This is a genomic window from Pseudomonas sp. RA_15y_Pfl1_P11, from assembly GCF_963970975.1.
In the GTDB taxonomy this organism is placed as follows: domain Bacteria; phylum Pseudomonadota; class Gammaproteobacteria; order Pseudomonadales; family Pseudomonadaceae; genus Aquipseudomonas; species Aquipseudomonas tritici.
In genome coordinates, this window is sequence record NZ_CAXAOY010000024.1 from 70,983 (window position 1) to 88,820 (window position 17,838).

At 56.3% G+C, this 17,838-nt stretch carries 15 protein-coding genes and 1 pseudogene; 2 read left to right on the forward strand and 14 right to left on the reverse strand.

Annotation, left to right across the window (positions count from 1 at the left end):
* Nucleotides 1-98: 98 nt before the first annotated feature.
* From AACY44_RS24750 to AACY44_RS24765, 4 genes are all read right to left on the reverse strand, one after another.
* Complete coding sequence (locus AACY44_RS24750) at nucleotides 99-446, reverse strand: DUF3969 family protein (RefSeq protein WP_220075126.1); 348 nt, start codon at nucleotides 444-446, stop codon at nucleotides 99-101.
* Nucleotides 446-2,089, reverse strand: a complete 1,644-nt coding sequence (locus AACY44_RS24755) for a DUF637 domain-containing protein (RefSeq protein ID WP_339416439.1) — start codon at nucleotides 2,087-2,089, stop codon at nucleotides 446-448. The genes AACY44_RS24750 and AACY44_RS24755 overlap by 1 nt, the downstream gene beginning before the upstream one ends.
* A gap of 200 nt (nucleotides 2,090-2,289) precedes the next feature.
* Entirely contained in the window at nucleotides 2,290-2,622 is a 333-nt protein-coding gene (locus tag AACY44_RS24760; RefSeq protein ID WP_339416440.1) for a hypothetical protein, read from the reverse strand.
* Nucleotides 2,622-3,224: a hypothetical protein gene (locus AACY44_RS24765; RefSeq protein WP_339416441.1), complete on the reverse strand. Its 603-nt coding sequence runs from the start codon at nucleotides 3,222-3,224 to the stop codon at nucleotides 2,622-2,624. The genes AACY44_RS24760 and AACY44_RS24765 overlap by 1 nt, the downstream gene beginning before the upstream one ends.
* A 107-nt stretch (nucleotides 3,225-3,331) precedes the next feature.
* Between AACY44_RS24765 and AACY44_RS24770 the strand changes: the two genes are divergently transcribed.
* The gene (locus AACY44_RS24770; protein WP_339416443.1) at nucleotides 3,332-4,972 is read left to right on the forward strand and encodes a hypothetical protein; all 1,641 of its coding nucleotides are present in this window, start codon (nucleotides 3,332-3,334) and stop codon (nucleotides 4,970-4,972) included.
* 840 nt (nucleotides 4,973-5,812) lie between these two features.
* Here AACY44_RS24770 and AACY44_RS24775 read toward each other — a convergent pair.
* The 8 genes from AACY44_RS24775 to AACY44_RS24810 form a co-directional block, all read right to left on the reverse strand.
* Entirely contained in the window at nucleotides 5,813-7,336 is a 1,524-nt protein-coding gene (locus AACY44_RS24775) for an FAD/NAD(P)-binding protein (RefSeq protein WP_339416445.1), read from the reverse strand.
* A 165-nt stretch (nucleotides 7,337-7,501) separates the two neighbouring features.
* Complete coding sequence (locus tag AACY44_RS24780) at nucleotides 7,502-8,689, reverse strand: aminotransferase class I/II-fold pyridoxal phosphate-dependent enzyme (RefSeq protein WP_339416447.1); 1,188 nt, start codon at nucleotides 8,687-8,689, stop codon at nucleotides 7,502-7,504.
* A 23-nt stretch (nucleotides 8,690-8,712) separates the two neighbouring features.
* Nucleotides 8,713-9,591 (reverse strand): acetaldehyde dehydrogenase (acetylating), encoded by an 879-nt coding sequence (locus AACY44_RS24785; protein WP_339416449.1) that lies wholly within the window; start codon nucleotides 9,589-9,591, stop codon nucleotides 8,713-8,715.
* 16 nt (nucleotides 9,592-9,607) lie between these two features.
* Nucleotides 9,608-10,615, reverse strand: a complete 1,008-nt coding sequence (gene dmpG / locus AACY44_RS24790; protein WP_339531252.1) for a 4-hydroxy-2-oxovalerate aldolase — start codon at nucleotides 10,613-10,615, stop codon at nucleotides 9,608-9,610.
* A 38-nt stretch (nucleotides 10,616-10,653) separates the two neighbouring features.
* The gene (locus AACY44_RS24795) at nucleotides 10,654-11,688 is read right to left on the reverse strand and encodes an AbrB family transcriptional regulator (protein ID WP_339416453.1); all 1,035 of its coding nucleotides are present in this window, start codon (nucleotides 11,686-11,688) and stop codon (nucleotides 10,654-10,656) included.
* Between the two features lie 87 nt (nucleotides 11,689-11,775).
* Nucleotides 11,776-13,017 carry an ATP-grasp domain-containing protein gene (locus AACY44_RS24800; RefSeq protein WP_339416455.1) on the reverse strand — a complete coding sequence of 414 codons (1,242 nt, stop codon included), beginning with the start codon at nucleotides 13,015-13,017 and terminating at the stop codon, nucleotides 11,776-11,778.
* Nucleotides 13,018-13,183: 166 nt separating this feature from the next.
* Nucleotides 13,184-14,008 (reverse strand): hypothetical protein, encoded by an 825-nt coding sequence (locus AACY44_RS24805; RefSeq protein WP_339416752.1) that lies wholly within the window; start codon nucleotides 14,006-14,008, stop codon nucleotides 13,184-13,186.
* Between the two features lie 44 nt (nucleotides 14,009-14,052).
* Nucleotides 14,053-15,222, reverse strand: coding sequence for an MFS transporter (locus tag AACY44_RS24810; RefSeq protein WP_339416457.1), 1,170 nt, complete (start codon nucleotides 15,220-15,222; stop codon nucleotides 14,053-14,055).
* 107 nt (nucleotides 15,223-15,329) lie between these two features.
* Here AACY44_RS24810 and AACY44_RS24815 point away from each other — a divergent pair, with 107 nt between their 5' ends.
* The gene (locus tag AACY44_RS24815) at nucleotides 15,330-16,229 is read left to right on the forward strand and encodes a LysR family transcriptional regulator (RefSeq protein ID WP_339416458.1); all 900 of its coding nucleotides are present in this window, start codon (nucleotides 15,330-15,332) and stop codon (nucleotides 16,227-16,229) included.
* A 434-nt stretch (nucleotides 16,230-16,663) separates the two neighbouring features.
* On the opposite strand, the gene istB is transcribed toward AACY44_RS24815, so the two are convergent.
* On the reverse strand, nucleotides 16,664-17,419 hold the full coding sequence (gene istB / locus AACY44_RS24820; protein ID WP_339416460.1) for an IS21-like element ISPre4 family helper ATPase IstB: 756 nt from the start codon (nucleotides 17,417-17,419) through the stop codon (nucleotides 16,664-16,666).
* Between the two features lie 20 nt (nucleotides 17,420-17,439).
* Nucleotides 17,440-17,838 (reverse strand): annotated as a pseudogene (locus tag AACY44_RS24825) (IS21 family transposase); the annotation flags it as partial.

Genomic DNA, 17,838 nt, shown 5'->3' on the forward strand with positions numbered 1-17,838 from the left:
GCAGAAGCAATTGAACACCTGGGTCAGTTTTCAGTCGGCAGAACAGCCTTTAATGGGTCAGTTTTCGGTCAGCGGCAACACAGTATCCTTTTCCACTTTCATTTTAATCTTGCATGGGCAGCGTACGGGTCCTGTGCGACCGTACCAATTATATAATTAGAAAAACGCTCAATCATTTTATTCAATTCAACATCAAACTTTAATGGCAGTAAATCCAAGATATCGTCCAACTCACAACAGTCCATAATAATTCCACACAGCTCTGAAGAAATGCCTTTTTCACCCAGCACCCTTACAGTTCTAGGCGAAAACAATAAACGTTCAGCTTCGGCAAGTGTCATGACTTTATCACTAATCGACTTCAACAACCCGATAGATGTGGCAGCTAAAAATCGAGCAGCCTCCTCTGGCTCATATAGCTCTACGACTAAAACTGGATTTTCCATCAATAATTACTCCAACCTGGCTTAAGTTTCACATTAAAAACTTTCCCACTTTCACTTTGAAAGTAATGAATCGACACTTTATTTCCGACCGCATCATAACCGTCCTTGTAAATCTTAGTCCATTTTCCTGCTTCTACCTGCCGAAGATCGCTTAGCAGTTCGCTATTGTTTACCGCATTTTTGGTTGTTGATCCCGCCCGCTCCCTAAAACCTGCGGGAAACTCAGGTGCTTTACGAATGGAATCGTATACGTTCTGAACACCTCGATTCTTCCCGACATCACCAACGATGCCCGTTTTGATCCCAGCTCCAGCAGCTCCAGTTTTACCCGCTGTTGAGGAAAAAAGATCCATCCCCGGGTTTAAAGCGTCCATAACAGACGCAGCGGCATTTCCAACAATATCACCACTCTTAACCCGGATGCTTTCGGCAATATTTATATTGATAGCTTCCTGATTCCTGTCCATCGCTGTCAGGAGTGCTATGGCGCGCCCAGTTACATTGTCTACACCAGACTTTCTCAGCTCCTCCACTAAAGCCCAGTTTGAGGGAGTTTCATTTTTAAGCCGTTCATAAACTTGCTCGCACATCGTCGGATTATCACGACATAAACTTGGAAAGCCTTTATTCCTAGTTGCATCCAAGTCATTGTAATAATCGCGAACTTTTTGACAGGCATCTTCAGTCGCGCACGTATTAAGCTTCCGTTCTTTCTCAACAAGTTCCTCATGAAAAAGATAATTAAATGTAGTGGCCTTTTGAGCGATCACTGAACCAGTGTTGAGGTCTCCCCCGACAGCAGCAGCTCCCACCAGACCAGTGAGCTGGGAAAAAACCAACTGCAGCTGTTCATTTTTACCAGCCGCACCGGCCATGACGTCAATCAAGGCCTCGTTCAATCCCGCAGCAGCTGCACCAGTTTTGAAGTCACTCCCCGTCAGCTCTGCCAATAGGCCACCCATGATGGCGTGGGCAGCAATTTTCTGGACACTTCCGTTTGGAAAGGTGATTTGGTCCCCAACCCAATTGAAGCCGGTGGCCATGGCCATGTTGCCGGCCTCGCCCAGCAGCGCTGCGTTGAAATTGCTACTGAAACTGCCACCACCAATCGCAGTGGATACACCACTGCTGATAACTGCTCGCGTTACTGTACGAGTCGCCGCATCAGTCGCATTGCTCCAACGGAAGATATCTTTGGAAGGGTTAGCTGCGCTTACAGCAGCACCATCGGTGGGTTGAATACCCTGTGTGGCGGACCCTGCACCATCGGCTGCCGTAAACCATTTATCGTCGGCGTAATCAAGAAACCCAGCAGTAAACCCTGCAATCGCAGCGTTCTTCAGGCTACCCGCGCTGAACGTATCTTTAATCGCCAGACCAAGATTGCCCTTGTTATCAATGGTGCTTGTGACTGCAGTAGTGCTCAAGCTGGCCGCGACGGCCAAGTTAGTTCCACTCAACCCAAGACCCGCAGGGCCAAGTATGAAAGACATCAGAATTGCGATGGCAATCTTGGCGCCGGCTCCCAGCCCGGACGATTCATACTTGAAGCTGTCGTGAATTTCTTTTACTTGGCGCCAATCGATATCGCCCCGAGCTTCCGCCTGCTTCATCCAAGCAAGGTTCGGATCAGCTTGAACCATCGCGTCGATGGTTTGGCTAACGCTCTGTTGATCGACCTGTTCAAGAAATAGGGGTCAGACCTCCATTCTCAAGACCACCATTCTCATTTTTTTAAAGAGCAATGTTGCTGACCTTTGTAAAAACGTGGTCTGACCCCGATTTCTCCGATACGAGACTTTTACAGATAAATCAACATCAGCACGACAATACCAATGTGATACTACCTCAAGAACATATCGATATCGTCTAGAGCATCCGCAATTTGCCCTGAGATGATGTTGTCATCTAGATGTTCACGAAGAGCAATGAGTACTTTTTCTTTATCAAGCTGGCGGTGAATCCTTGCTATATGTCCAAGACAAGTTGCTGCAAGCCCTCTAACATCAGGGCTTTCGTTGCTGAGGAATTCTAAGCATTTATTCTGTGCCCATCTCCAATCAGAATCATTTAAAGCAACGGAGACAAGTGCCTCACAAATGCTCTTAACATCCCTCGAAGCAAAAGCTTTTTCTAAAGTTAGCTTATTATAAGATTGGAAATCTTGATAGTTCATTATCGCTTCCCACCAGTAAGAATATTACCTTTACGATCAGCCATACCTGCCTGTTGCAGGGCTTTTTGCATGTCTGGATGCAAATCACTCCAAGAGCGGACATGGCCGTGATAAGTCGTATCTAGCGTTTTGTCAAAAACAACAAAATCTTTAGAATCGTAGTCAATTCCGACTCGGCGAGGGGATGTCGGTTTAACTTGAATCGAAAAATCTAGCGCTTCTTGACCATTAACCGGAGCACGACTCTTAACTGCATTATCGACTTTCCCGTGGTAGGGAGCAGCTTCATAGTCCAATCGGCGCATGGCGCCTGCACTTTCACCGGCAGCTCCTGTCGCTTTTGGACCACTTCCACTTGCCGACCCCACACCCGCCGACGGCTTCGGAGCACCACCACCTCCGAGCGCAGCGTAGGCCGCCATGTTGATACCATCCCCTATCGTTTTTTTCAATGCGGCTTCTAGCCACTCACACTTGCCCCCGCAATTGTCGATGATCTCTGCATAAAATTCGGCAGACTGTTCGTAGGCACCACCGACCATAACGTCGTGGGCCTTGAGCTTCGTGTAAGCGTTTCTGTCGGTTTCAATCTGCTCGCGCATCTTGGCTAGGTGACGCTCAAAACTATAAACATACACCGCACAGCGAAACGGTTGTCGCTGTTACCTACCAACCTCCAGCGCCCCTCCTCTCCAAAGATGAGCAGCAAATGTTGGAGGAAAGCTCCGTAATGCTCCGGGACATGAGTGTTGTCTCATGGGCCACCAAATCATTGGAAGCCAGCGCGGTCGGTAAAGACTTTACCATCAGCCAGGCTGCTGCCTACGCGAAGAGCCTTGACGTCAAACATGCCTTTGCGACGTTGGAGGGGTCGATGTCGCCGCAGTGCGTCATCGCTAATGTGGCGGCTTGTGTCATTCGGTTTTGCAATACCCATGACGACTACTACAAATGGGCCTGGGAAGTGATGTCCAAGGTCGAAGCCATGAAGCCTTCTGAAGGCACGCACCCCGGCTCCAAAATCCCGTGGCATCCCGCTACTCGCCTGATAATTTCACTGCATCACGACCGGCGATCCGACTCACCGCGAGCAGATAGCGCAGAGCGCCTGCTCAACCTCGTCTTGCATCCGCTCGACATCGTGAGCGAATTGGCTCTAGATGCCCTTTTCATGGACAGAGACGAACATCTTCGTTGGTGTGTAGGCTGCTTATCAGTGAATCTCTCCGTCATGCACGAAGGAAAACTCCACAAGCATCAGTGGGACTATTCATCCGATCACAAAGCCCGGCATGGACATCTAGCCAGTGCGATCAAGACGTTTAATAAGCAGACTCTCAGCCCTATGCCCGCGCTACCACTGGCGTGGACCCAAACAGATGCGAAACGACGCGGGCGTGATCCTGAAGATCTCTGGCAACAGCCAAGCATTTTTTTTGAACCTAAAACCGCATCGACTCTACTATCGAAAATGCCGGTTGAGGCGTGGATGACATCGAGCGTGTACCGCCCACTGTTAGAGCCGCTGATATTCGAGTTAGTGACCTGGACCTCTGAAAGGATTACGCCACCGTGGCAGACCGACCACAGAAGGCGCGACAGGGATTCAGACCTGTTTGAATGGAATCGCGCACTCGGAGATTTGCTCGCAAGGACCGCGCCCTTCTTCGCGCTAGATCAGGCACGCGACAAGTTACTCAAGCCGTTCATGAGGAACGACGACAATTCGTTAGCAATCATCGCACGCTTCGCGGACATGGCCGTCCGTAGGCATATCTGTGACAACAAGCAGATACCGGAAAACGCTATTTCACTACTTGATGACTGCGTATCTCGCGTGATAAACGACAAAATCTTTGATCCTGGAAGCTGGCAACCAGGTCAGGTAAATGGCCATGGAATGCCAGAATTGATCAACGCACTTTTATTCGTAAATGTTGAAAAAAACGCGCCCGGTGCGTGTCGATTTGCCAATGGCGACTGGTCTCAAATTGCGACAGTGATGCCGATCATAGACCGGTTGGTCCGGCACGTCGGATGGTCGAGCTACTTGATGGGAAGGTATCTCGAATTGTGTATTCGGGCCGGTGCCGCATTCCCGGTTTCCTATTTCGGCCAACAAGCAACAGCGGCGCTCCGCTGCATCGACAACGCAGAAGAAAGATGGATCGGAACCTCACTCCCCGCTCGGCTGGCCGGGGTTATACAGCGTCAGGCCGATTGGAATTTTCCTTTAAAACAGGACGATGCCCAAGCTCTATTGAACGCGCTTGACGTCCTTATAGACCAAGGTGACAGACGTGCGGCTGCTCTGGAGCAAACTGAAGCGTTCAAGGGTGTGCAGGCATGAGTTGCGCCAGGCGGTACTTCAAGGCTTTGCGCTCCCTCCCCCCGCTGTGGCAAAGGTTGCAGAGTCTTGGATGGTTCCAAGCTTGCGTTCCTGTCTTTTGGAGCGACTGTCAGCTACAAGGACCAGAAGCCTTCACCAAAGAAAACTAACACAGGCGCCTGGGCGCGTAGTCAGATATACGACTGCGATCACACACCCAGCACCAACAATCGGGAGTACTAACGGATACGCAGCCAGAGCCTTGGCAATTGCCCCCGTGATGGTTGGTGGAGAATTGCATTCCACTTGACCACCCGCTTGCATTGCCACTGACCACCCATTTGCATTCGACTTGACCAGTTATCTGCATCGGATCTGACCAGCTCACTGGGTGCGCCTTCACCGGCGTAAACAGACCCCTAGCTCAGGGTGGTGACAGGCAGAAATCGGCCGATTCTGCTGAAAAAGTCGGCCATAGTTTCCGCGGCAGAAAAGTAAGCGCTTGAGATTGAAATCTTTACTTTGTGCAGAGGATTTCGGGCTCAGATTTCGCGTAGCTGCGCGCAAAAAATGCATTTTGAGCAGTCAGTACGCGGGCAGTCTGGAAGTACCGACTTTTTCAACACAATCGGCCAATAGCTGCCTGTCGTAATCGACCCAATGCTATCGTTCTCGGTGGGCAGCTCAAGACCAGCAATAGCCAATCGGAGCGAAACATTCTGGCATACGCGTGGGGCCAGCAGTCCCGCGCTTATATTAGCCTGCTAGGCTCAAAACACCTTTATGCATGTAATCCCGGTTGTTTGCTGACTAACACTAGATCCCGCATCAGGCCACTCACGACTGCTGTGCCTATGTTTTTCAGACATGCTCTTCCACGCGCTCAACCCTTTGCTTTTCTTCGCGCCATTGCATCGCGTCCGCGCAACAGAAGGCGTGTCGCCCGTTGATTTCTAGCGCAGAGGTGAAGAAGAACTGCCCCACGGTTAGCTCACCGACCGCATAAATCTGCCGTGCCGAGCCCGTCCGGCCCTGAATGCGGTAGGTATCCGGGTCGACGCAGATGCCACCCATATGATGACAGGTGGCCGTGCCGTTCTTGATCAGCGAGCCCAGCAAGGTTGACTCAATGAGGTTCGCATCTCGAGGAAAGCCAGTTGCGTATATCACCCGATCATAGACATGCTCCCAGCCAGCCCCGCGAATGCTCAGCCCCGGTACATCAACCGGCTCGGGCGCGGCGAACGCACCGGGGACGAACTCCAGCTGGCCTCTTCGCAGGTAACCGAGGATCTTGCGTGCATTTTCCGCCGGGATGGAGACGCGGTAGGCCATGAAGAAGCTGAAATACTCTCTCATGAACCTGGCTTGTGCAGTGTCGTCCAGTGCCTGCCAAAGGTGTTCGATGAAACCGTTGGTTGCATAGAGGATGGCCTGCCAGATACGCGGAGCTTGCGAGACATTGATCTCGTTCTCGATGAAGCTAATGACGTCGGCCGGCGGTGCTGGCAGAGGGATCACCGCACTCGTCGAGGCCGGGTCGTGGGCGGCCAGTTCCTTGTGAAACAGTGCGACCAGATCACTGATCTGCAACGGCCCGTTTTGCGCGACCAGCGCGCGAACACCCTCGAGGGTCAGGTGCTTGAGCTCGACGCGCTCCTGGGTTCCGCGAACCACGGGGAAGTAGCCGCTACGCGAATGCATGCGAATCAACTCACGATGCCCGCCTTCAATCAGCGCGATCACCGTGTCGATGGCGCTCAACCGCGCACCGATTACGGCCACCCGCTCGTCCGGGGAAATTGTCTTCAGCAGGCGCGCAACCGGATAGGGTGTCGCCAGGACGCGCTCGTCATGCTTGTCAGAATCAATTTTTTTGGCCAACGGCCCGCAGAACAGCAAGACCTTGTGCGTGACGAAACTCAGCCCGCATCGCGTCCGCACGGTCTCCATCCCGTCAATCAGATCGATAGCGCAGACCTCGGCATTCATCAGCACCAATTGGCAGCCGAGCGAGGCGCCACGCAATACGATCTTCTTGATCTGGTTCTGCAGGTAAACGCCGAACAAGGCCCTCGGAGCAAAGCTCTCCGGGGTCGGACGAAACTCGGGAAAGGCATGCTGCCACGCCCCGGGATGGTCCTCCAACCAGCGCTGGAAATGACCAGGGAGATGCGGATAGGGCGTAATGAAACCTGTTTTGGTATTGAGGATGTTGCTCTGCAGATCAGCCTGATAAGCCGCGCCGCGCCCGAAGTCTTCGCGTTTTTCGAAGAGGTAAATGGTCCCGGCCGGTGCGGTGCGTGCAGCGACGCGATCCAGGTGACGCTGCAGGAATGCGATAGCCGTCGCGCCGCAGCCTACGATTGCAAAGGCATTTTTCATCAAGGTATTTCCTTATATTAAACGGTTTCCCTTACGTGTGTTTCGGCCCGGCAGCAGACGTGACTTAGCCAGCCACTCCCAGTACCAGAGGAACGTAGAGCAGCTCGCGGTTAGCCGATTCATGACACTTCAGCGGCGCCAAACCTAGCCCCTGCCAGACCGGTATCACGAAATGGCAGACAGGAACTCTCTCAAGCGCGCGGCCCCGGACCTGACCTGCTCGGCATCGCCGGAGTACGACAATCTCGCATGACCCGGTGCACCAAAAAAGCTGCCGGGAATCAGCGCGACGCCGTATTCCTCCAGCAGCAAGGCGCAAAATGCCTCGTCATCGGCGATCAATCTGCCATGCAGGGATTTGCCCAGGGTCTGGCTGATATCCATGAACAGATAAAACGCCCCCGATGGTGGGCAGAACCTAAGGTGTGGCGCACCCTGCAAGTCAGCAAGCAATGCCTGGCGCTGGCTGTACAAGCGGTCTCTTGCTGCGTAGGAGAATGCCTGGTCACCGCTGAAGGCCACCGCTGCCGCAGCCGCCGGGATCGGTGGGATATTCGAGATCGAGTTAGAATTGAGCGTGGTGACCGCCGCGGCAATCCGCTCAGTGGCCGCCAACAGCCCGACCCGCCAACCCGGCATCCCATAGAGCTTGGATACGCTATCGATCTTGATGATACGGTCACTCAGGTCCGGTGCGACCGAAAGCAGACTGGGGCAGCTATCCATGTCGTAGACGAATCGCTGATATACGTCATCCGAAATGATCCAGATATCCTGTTTACGCAGCACCTCTGCCAACGCAGCGAGTTCCTCGGCGGAATACACGGCGCCGGTAGGGTTGCCCGGCGAGTTCAGCATGACCACCCGCACCTTGTCGGACAAGGCATCTTCAAGGGCTTGCGCCGTCATCTTGAAATCGGTTTGCGCCGAGCAGGTGACGTTGACCACGCCCGCTCCGACTAGATCGGCAATGTCGAAATAGGTCGGCCAGCAAGGGGTAGACACGAGGATCTCGTCGCCGGGGCGGATGATCGCGCGTAGCACACTGAACAACAGGTGCTTGGCGCCGAGGCCAGCCACCAGATTCTGCTCGCGATAGTAGGTGAACCCCTGTTCGTGCAGATAACCCAGATACGCCGCCAGCAGCGCTTCATCTCCGCGGCTCGATCCATACCCCCCGGAGTGTTCGCAGGCAGCCTTGACGGCCGCCTCGACGATATGCGGCGCCGGAAGAAAACCCGGCACACCGACACCGAGATCGATCACTGGATGCAGCGTTTCCCTTACCTTCTGAACGACACCCAGGATCGGGCAAAATCTTGCAAATTCGATATCTGGCGAAAGAGTAGGCATAAAAGTCTCCCCGTTACGCTGAGTCAGGCTGCGCGTTCGGTCACGCGGCCTCGGGCCATGAGCGCGGCCATGTGGGTTGCGGTCGCAGTGATGATGTCGAGGTTGCCGGCGCTTGGATCGAGAAAATCCCCTGCTCCTTCAACGCGTACCATGGTGAACAAACGTCCCTCGCTGTAATGTAGATCGACGATCACCTGATACCCAGGCACAGCAGACTGCACCTGGGTCACGGCACGTTCCACTTCACGGCGGGTGGAGGCCAGATCAGCCGTCTCGATCAGCGCCGAAACCGCGGTCTGCATAAAGACATTCGGCTTGGCCGGATTGATGTTGAGGATCGCCTTGACGTCCTTGCAACCGGTGAAATGGCTCAGCGCATTCTCGGTGGTAGTGATGTAGTTGCTTAGGTTTCGCCGAGTAGCCGGGCCGGCGCTTTCGGCGCTGATCGATGACACCACCTCGATGTAGCGCACGCCTGGATTAGCCCGGGCGATCGCGGCCGCAAGCGGGATGGAAGCCTGACCACCACAGGTGATCATGTTGATATTGCTCGCCTCGGTCAGCTCGACGCCGTTGAGGGATGGCACGCACAACGAGCCCAGAGAGGCCGGGGTCAGGTTGATGATCGCTTTCCCGGCCTCGATAAGGCGCGGTGCGTGGGCTTCATGGTCGGCCGCCGAGGTGGCATCGAACACCAGATCAAATTCGTTTATCCGGGCAAACAGGCCGTCGATGCCGTCCGCGGTGGTGGTGACCCCGCGCTCACGGGCAAACGCAAGGCCGGAGGAGTGCAGGGAGCGACCGGCAACCAGCGTGCAATTCAGATCAGGATGGGCAAGCACCTTACACAAAATGTCGCAGCCGATATTGCCACTGCCGATGATGGCGGTTTTCAAAGTCATTTTTTTAGCTCCAGAATCAGGCGACGAAGGGTTGAGAAAGGCGGCTGGCGACCGAGATGATTAGATCTTCCTGGCCGGCAACGGCGTTGCATCGCGCAAGCTCTTCATAGATTTTTCGCGGCTCGACGCGAAATTCCGCCGCCGCGCGCGCGACGTGCTTCTCGAACCCGCTGCAAACGCCGTAGAGGCCGCTGATCAGATTGGCAGTCTTCACCACCGTGGGAGTCCTGACCGGAGCGAAATCCTCAAGGCTCTCGACAGCGCGGCAAAGGTCAAAGACCTTCACTCCGGTCTTGAACTTGTAGCGCTCAAGCACCGCGCACAGCACTTCCAGCTGAGTATTGCCTGCACCCGCGCCGAATCCGCGCATGCAGCCGTCAATGATGGTCGCCCCGGCCTGGGCGGCAGCCAGCGAGTTGGCTACCGCCAAGCCAAGATTGTTGTGGCCATGGAAGCCCACGGGAATAGCAAGCTCCCTGACAAGCAGGCCGATTTTTTCGCGGGTGCTGTCCGGGTCAAAGTGCCCCGCCGAATCCATCAGAACCAGGGCATTGGCGCCATAGCCCTGCTGCTTCAATGCTTCTTCAAGCAGCGTTTCGGGGCTGGCCATGTGGGTCATCATCAGCACACCCTGGACATACGCGCCCTTGGACCGCGCATGTTCGATGTAGCTCTCAGTCAGGCTGGCCTCGGTACAATGGGACGCGATGCGCAGCACGTCGACGCCGATCTGCAGTGCGGTATCAATGTCGCTCAGCCTGGCAAACCCGGGAATCATGTGGATGCCGAGTCTGGAGTGCGTCAGGTTGGCTCGCGCCGTTTCGAGCATCTCGCTGTCTTTGTAGCGCGCAAGTCCGAGTTGCAGGGAGGACGCACCCAGACCATTTCCGTGGCCGACTTCTACAACGCTGAGGCCGCAGCCATCGACAGCGCGGCAGTAGGAGGCAATATCCTCCAGGCTCAGGGTATGGGAGACAGCATGGTTTCCGTCGCGCAACGTTGGGTCGTGAATAGCAATACTCATAAAGATCAAATCCTTGTCATTCAAGTTTTTTGCATCAATTACTGTTCAGGCTGAGGGTTTTCCTGCAGCAGCCGTTTGGGCAGGAACGCTGGCGAAATATGGATGATCGACATCCGCACCACGTGATTGAGCATCACGAAGGCAGGATCGAGCTTGAGTAGCAAAGCCGCTGCGGTCATCACCTCAACACCGCCAGGAACCCACGACATGAATAGCGAAAGGAACGGCTTGCCTGTCAGCTTGCTGAACGCGAAGGCAACCAGAAGTGTCGTGCAGAACGTCAGGGCGGTGACCATCAGACCGGCGCGGATGTAGCGCACGAAATCCTTGAGCGTGATGTCCTTGAGGCGAATGCCGATCAGGCCGCCTAGCAGGATCAGCGCAACGACCGCCAGCGGATCAGGAACATGCAGATGGACTTGAGGAAAACCGACGTTGACCGTGGCGCTGCAAATCAGCCCGGTCAACATGTAAGGCGCAGGAACATCGAAGCGCTCCAGCAGATAACCGGCGACCACAGCCGCGATCGCCGGAGGGATCACGCCAAGGTAATTATCAAACGAGCCCAGCACCGGCGCCGCGCTTTCGGCGTGCCCACCGGCAATGATCGTCACCACCAGCAACAGCGCGAGCAAACGGACAATGTGCACGAACGCGATGCGCCCGGAGGCCGGGCCATCCTCTCCCGAGACCGTCATCACCGCCGCCATTGCGCCAGGAATGGACCCGAGCAGGCTTTCTATATGCCCCCACCGCTCCATGCGCCGTAGCCAGTTGTAGCCGACGAAAATCTGTGTAGTCATGCAGATGAGCAGACCGACCAGAATGCTGAAATCCGTCAGCTCATGCATCATCGAGGCGGTGACGATGGAGCCGACACTGATCCCGAGCAGCAACTGCACGGTGGCCACGAACGGATACGGCATGCGCATGCGAACGCCCATTTTACTGAGCGCCGTGACCAGACAGATCGCGCCGATCAGTTCACCAAGCGGAAGCCCGGTCATGTAACCGAGAAATGCGCCCAGGGCCGCCACGGGAATCGGGATAAGGCTTTCGAACACAGTCTTCATTGGATATCCACTTTTCTGCAGGCGTGACGATTCCGTCCAGCTCAGGAAGGTCAGCTCAATTAATGTCGAAGGAGTCTGGCGTAAGGTCTATATCGCGGCGGCGATTTCGCTGCCCGACCAGTCGCAACTCTCGTGGAACCAGGCTTCGACCTGATGCAGCTTATTGCGCAACTCGGCCTCATCCTGGCCTGCCACAATGGCGTTGAGGATTTCCGAGTTGGTGAATTCCATACCGCCATAAGAGGTCATCTTCCTGGCGGAAATTCGGTACTCCAGGACACCGTCGAGAGGGCAGGTTTGCGGGACGTCGCGCAGCAGACCGACCCGCGGCGGGATGCTGATATGCCCAACCATCCGCAGCGGCGCGGCCATTGGCTCAGGGCGGTAGAACGGATCATGCAGCGCGCGCAGGAAGCTCATCCGCGGATCAAGGCCCCAGGCGTGGGTCAGCTCCTGATTGAAGAACACCCCACCCAACCGCGAGGCGATTTCGCAAAGGACGATCTCGTCATGTCCATCCACGAATAGTTCGAGATGAAACAGCATGGTCGGGTCGGATTGCAGCACATCTTCGACTAGCGAACGCGCATAGCGAACCAGCCTGTCGCGCATCGGGTTGTCGGCGTCGAGCATGTGCAGGTCATGTGATTTGCCGCCGAGGAAATCCAGCGCCGAAGTCATAACCCGAACCGGTGAAACCAGGATCGGACGGCCATCGATGTACAGGCCATTGACGATGTAATGGCTGCCACGTACATAGCTTTCGATCATTAGGTTGTGGAACGTGCTTGAAGTGCGCCCGGCCAGCCACTCCCGCAACTGCTGCGCGTCGTCAAGCACCTCCACGCCGTTCGAGCCGCGGCCATCGCGAGGTTTGATGACCACCGGGAAACCGAAGCGCTCGCTGAAGTGAACCGCTTCCGTGGCATTGCTGATCGATGCCATTTCGGCGATGGCAAACCCGCAGTCCCTGGCACGTTGCTTCATCAGGAACTTGTCTCGGTAAAACGAAGCGCGATCCTCGGCATCCAGCGTAATCCCGAGCCGATCATTGATGCGCGCCACCCGCAGTACATCGATCTCGGCCAGCGCCACACACAAAGGCGCATGGAGCTCCCGTGCAAGCTCATAAACATCGATCTCGACCAGCGCGCTGTCGTTAAAGTTGTCGAAGAGCTGGAAGCGGACGGTATGGCCCAGATGCGCCGCAATCTCTTCATATCGCGAGGCACAGCTCAACAGCATGCCTCCCTTGCCAAGAGCGGCAGACCAGCTCGCGGCAGAGTGCTGGAGAAGAATTTTCGGCGGGCAAAAAACAATGAGCTGCATACGGCTTTCCTTGCAATCGTCCATAGTTTGTAAATCTCCAACTTCAGGCACATCAAATCCACGCCTGATCCGAAACGTCAGTATCTTGATCAAAACCTGAAGTACGGGCCAATACCGATTCCGTCATTATTGATACTTTCCCAAGCGCTGTTCGGGTCGTTGTCTATCAGCCCAGGTATTGGCCGCACTCACGCATCACCGCAGCCTTGCGCTGCAGGTATTGGCAGAAGACTTCCTGGGCGGCGGACTTGACCACCGCGATGCTCATGACATCAACGAACTCCTCGACCGCTGCAACCGCATGGGCGAAGTGATTACTTTCAGTGCCGCCGGTGTGCACGGTGACCCAGGCAACCGTGGCCCGTACCTGCGCGGGCGGCACGCCCATGTCGCGCTCGAACCATTGCTTGAACAGCGGATGAATGACCTCCACTTCACCGTGGGTGTAGACCTCGTGAACCAGGGTGACCAGCAGCCCCTGTAACAGGTCTCGGTCACGCAGGCGTCGCGCGTCCGTCCAGTCTTTGAAGGCCTGCGCAGACGGCATGCAGCTGTCTTTCAGCAGCCACTGATCGTCACCGCAGATCGGCGTTGCCATGTTGTAAAAAAGCTCGGAATGCAGCGTATTGCTCAGTGCGCCGAGGTCCTCGTCGGTGATCCGTTGCAGGCTGCCGCAGACCCGGTAGAGCCGTTGCGCCGCTTCGCCCCACTGCTCGGAGCGCGCCAGCAGCGTGATGCGGTTGGCCAGGCCGGACACACTGGCGGCCGAGTTGTTGGTTTTCGACCAACTGCCAAAGAACTTGCGCAACTGCGGCACAGCATGGCGACGCGAGGTAAGCGTCTGGAACGTACGTTCGATGTCCAGCAGTTCCGATTCCTGACTGCGAAACGCATCCACCAACGCTTGCTTCAGAACCCCGGCCGGCATCAGTTCCAGCACCGGGTCTATCACGGTCAACAGCTGGCTTTGCAGCGTCAGCAGGTTACTCACGGTCATCTATCTTTTTCCTTGTTGGATGATGATTTCAGGCACATTCAAGGGCGCGGGAGCGCCGAGGATGGCAACGGGGAATACTTCCAGCCACTCCGCACGATCAGCAGCGGCAGCAACTGGAAAACCGCGATCAACGCGATACAGCCAGGCCAGCCCCATCGCTCCCACAGCACGCCAGGCACAAACGCGCCGAAGCTGCCGCCCACGTAGTAGCAGGTTAGATATACGCCCACGGCGCCGGCCTTGTTTTGCCGGGCATGGGCGGTGATAAAGGAGTTGGCCGCAGACTGGGCGAGGAACACGCCGGTGCAACTGAGCGCCAGACCGACAACGATCAGCCACAACGATGACCACAGGGTCAGCACCGAGCCGCTGACGCCCAGCCATGCCGCAACCCTCACCAATTCACTACGAGGCAGGTTCTTGCTCATGCGCCCGGCGATCGGCACCACCACCAGTGCCAGCAGGAACACCGCATAAATTGAACCGAGCGCAGCGCTGCCCAGCGCAAACGGCGCCCGACTCAGGTGTAAGCCGACATATGTAAACATCGCGACTTGGGCGAACAGCACGCAGAACCCCACGGCATAGGTGGTCAGCAATGGTCTGCTTAGCAATTCGCTGCGCATTGCCTCGCGATCGGTAGGCGTTTGTACGGGTGACCGAAGGTTACGCGGCAACAGCAGGAAAACCCCCAAACCTATGATCAGATTCAAAGTGGCCAGCACTGTCAGCGCTAGGCGCCAGTCATCGCACTCGGCCACTAGGCCAGACAAAAAGCGTCCGCTAAAGCCGCCCAGAACCGTACCGGCGATATACAGGCTGGTCATTTCCGTAACGGCCCCGCCGCTCCAGCGCACGCCGATGTAGGCAACGCTGGTGGCAAACACCACCGGAATCAACATGCCTTGCACCGCTCGCCATAGCAGCAGCTCGCTGAAACTGCCCGAGCAGGCCACCATCACCGCAGGCAGTGGCAGCCATATCGCGGCCACGGCGATGACCCGGTGCTGCTCGCCCCACGCTGTCAACCGGCCGACAAAGGGGGCGGTGATTGCCACGGCCAGGGTGGTGACGGTAATGCTCCAGCTCGCTTGCAGGGTGGAAATGTGAAACGTCGCGGCCAACTCGGAGAGCAGCCCTTGAGTGGCATAAAGGTTGATAAAAGCGGCGCACCCAGCCAGAAACAAGGCAACTCGAGGACAACTCACGCGACGATTCCTAAGATTACGTGTGATGATTTCTTACAATTTTATAATGTAGGCTGTCGAAAGGATCCAATACCTATTTCTGACCAATTGATACCTCAAGGATGACGATGATTTACCTCCGCCGCCTGCGCTACTTCCTGATCCTCAGCGACGAGTTGCACTTTGGCCGTGCCGCGGCACGTCTGCACATTGCCCAGCCGCCACTGACGCGGCAGATTTCGGCACTGGAGGCGGAACTGGGCTTTCGCCTGTTTGATCGCAGTACCCGCAACGTCACGCTCACCTCGGAGGGCAGGCACTTTCTACCCTACGCCCGGGCGGTGCTGGAGCAAGTCGATCTGACGGCAAGCATTACCAGCAAGCTGGCGGCGGGTTCCGCTGGTCATCTGGCGGTGGGGTACGCCAGTTCGATTGCGCTGTCGGACATCTTCAGCCAGACCATTCAGGCCTTCGGCTCGGCATATCCGGATGTGCAACTGACCGTGGAAGAAGGTGCGTCCAGCACCCAATGGTCGCAACTTATCGAGGGCCGTCTGGATATTGGCATGAGTCGTATGCAGCCGCCCGCCGAAGATGTTGAGATTCAAGCCATCTGCCTGGACAACGAGCAGTTGATCGCAGCCATTGCCAGTGACAGCCCGCTCGCCCAGCAAGAACAGGTGACACTCACTGAGCTGAGCGCCTACCCATTGATCGCCTTCCCGACCGACTACGGTTCCGGACTGAACGAGATTATCGAGGCGCTATATCGGCGCCACGCACTGAGACCCCTACCCGCGCCGAAGGGAAAGCAGATCACCTCGATCATCGCCTTGGTCGCCGCAGGCCGTGGCGTCGCCTTGGTGCCTCAGTGCACCCAGACCCTGGTCAAGCACGGCGTGACCTACCGGCCCTTGGCCGAACCCGGGGCCACGGCCCCCTTGCTGGTATTGACGCGCAAACTCGAGCGCAGCCCGCTGGTCAAGGCATTTGTCGAAATCATCGAGCAGATCCTACGAGCGAGGTGAATAATTTGAGGGGCTGGATGGGCGGAGTGACAAACAATCACTACCACTGGAGATATGCGCTCACCGGACAAAATTGCCATCTGTAAGATTTAGAAATAAATGCGGCAGCCTTCACTGTGGCCGAGAGCTTGGGAGGCAGTCCTCAACTCGAAGGGTTCAGAGCGTAATCTCTGAGATCTGAGATGATAACTGGCCGACTGCTGCCCTCGTGAGGGGCGCAGACCGCCCAGAGTGTGTAAAAACAGTTCGCCAAAACTTGAATCGCCCCGAGTTTCGTACACACCCGACGGCCGCTTCTGGCCGAGGCTGCGGATTCCACGACATTTGGACACCCAGTCCACGATCATTTGGACACTCGTTCCACGCTCACTTGGACACCTGATCCACGCCCATTTGGACAGGCAGTCGGAGCGCAGCGACGCAGGTTTGCATTGTTATTCTGAAGTCCCTGTTGCCGTCAATTTCGTTGCGCGTCTGCGCATCGATTCGCCCTTTAGTTCGATTCGATAAGCGTTGTGCACCAGCCGGTCGAGGATCGCATCGCCCAAGGTCGGGTCGCCGATCAGCGCATGCCATTTGTCCACCGGCATCTGGCTGGTGAGCAGCGTCGAGCGGTTGCCGTAACGGTCGTCCAGCAGTTCCAACATGTCGCGCCTTTGCGCAGCGGTAAACGGCGCTAGGCCCCAGTCGTCCAAGATCAGCAGGTCGGTCTTGGCATAACCCGCCATCAGTTTCGCGAAGCGGCCGTCTCCGTGGGCCAGGCCCAGCTCTTCCATCAAGCGCGGCAAGCGCAGGTAGCGCACGCTGTAGCCGTCCCGGCAGGCCTTGTGGGCCAGCGCGCAGGCGAGCCAGGTTTTGCCTACACCGGTCGGGCCGCCGATGATCAGATTCAAGCCATCGCGCAGCCACTGGCCGCTTCCCAGTTGCAGGATCATGGACTTGTCCAGGCCACGCGGGCTGCGGTAATCGATGTCTTCCAGGCAAGCGTTGTGGCGCAGTCGTGCCAGTTTCAGGCGGCTGCTCAGACGCGTGTTTTCACGTTCAGTCAGCTCGCGGTCGACCATCAGACCGAGGCGTTCGTCGAAGCTGAGATCGTTGATGTCAGGCGTTGCATCTTGTTCGCCAAGCGCCTTGATCATGCCGTGCAGGCGCAGGGTTTGCAGCTTGTCGAGTGTCGGGTTGGGTAGCATTTTGGTGATCCTTTTTCAGGTCAGTGGTAGTAGCCGGGGCCACGCAGGTTGATGTGTTCGTCGGGCAGCAGCGGCAGGTTTTGCTGGGCCAGCGGCAGGCGTTCAAGGCCTTGGCGCAAGATCGATTCCAGGCTTTTGTAACTGCATGCACCCAGTGCCAGCGCACGCTGGCACGCGGCTTCCAGCCGCTCTTCGCTGTACTGTTTGCCCAAGCGCAGGATCCCCAGGCAGGCGCGGAAACCGTGCTGCGGATGGATTCGGCGTTCGAGGATATGAGCGATGACACCAGCGGTGTTCGGCCCGGTCTGCTCAGCCCAGTGGATCAGTCGCTGCGGCGTCCATTCGGCATGTTCGCGGTGACTTTTGGGCATGTGCTCGGTTTGGGTGGTGTGGCGGCCTTTGTGCGGCGAGCGCAGATG

Bases quoted from the DNA above. Each gene is read 5' to 3' on its own strand.
- AACY44_RS24785 (WP_339416449.1), bottom strand. From the start codon at position 9,591: ATGACTTTGAAAACCGCCATCATCGGCAGTGGCAATATCGGCTGCGAC.
- AACY44_RS24750 (WP_220075126.1), bottom strand. From the start codon at position 446: ATGGAAAATCCAGTTTTAGTCGTAGAGCTATATGAGCCAGAGGAGGCT.
- AACY44_RS24775 (WP_339416445.1), bottom strand. From the start codon at position 7,336: ATGAAAAATGCCTTTGCAATCGTAGGCTGCGGCGCGACGGCTATCGCA.
- AACY44_RS24755 (WP_339416439.1), bottom strand. From the start codon at position 2,089: ATGGTTCAAGCTGATCCGAACCTTGCTTGGATGAAGCAGGCGGAAGCT.
- istB (WP_339416460.1), bottom strand. From the start codon at position 17,419: ATGCTACCCAACCCGACACTCGACAAGCTGCAAACCCTGCGCCTGCAC.
- AACY44_RS24770 (WP_339416443.1), top strand. From the start codon at position 3,332: ATGTTGGAGGAAAGCTCCGTAATGCTCCGGGACATGAGTGTTGTCTCA.
- AACY44_RS24780 (WP_339416447.1), bottom strand. From the start codon at position 8,689: ATGCCTACTCTTTCGCCAGATATCGAATTTGCAAGATTTTGCCCGATC.
- AACY44_RS24800 (WP_339416455.1), bottom strand. From the start codon at position 13,017: ATGCAGCTCATTGTTTTTTGCCCGCCGAAAATTCTTCTCCAGCACTCT.
- dmpG (WP_339531252.1), bottom strand. From the start codon at position 10,615: ATGAGTATTGCTATTCACGACCCAACGTTGCGCGACGGAAACCATGCT.
- AACY44_RS24765 (WP_339416441.1), bottom strand. From the start codon at position 3,224: ATGCGCGAGCAGATTGAAACCGACAGAAACGCTTACACGAAGCTCAAG.
- AACY44_RS24795 (WP_339416453.1), bottom strand. From the start codon at position 11,688: ATGAAGACTGTGTTCGAAAGCCTTATCCCGATTCCCGTGGCGGCCCTG.
- AACY44_RS24815 (WP_339416458.1), top strand. From the start codon at position 15,330: ATGATTTACCTCCGCCGCCTGCGCTACTTCCTGATCCTCAGCGACGAG.
- AACY44_RS24760 (WP_339416440.1), bottom strand. From the start codon at position 2,622: ATGAACTATCAAGATTTCCAATCTTATAATAAGCTAACTTTAGAAAAA.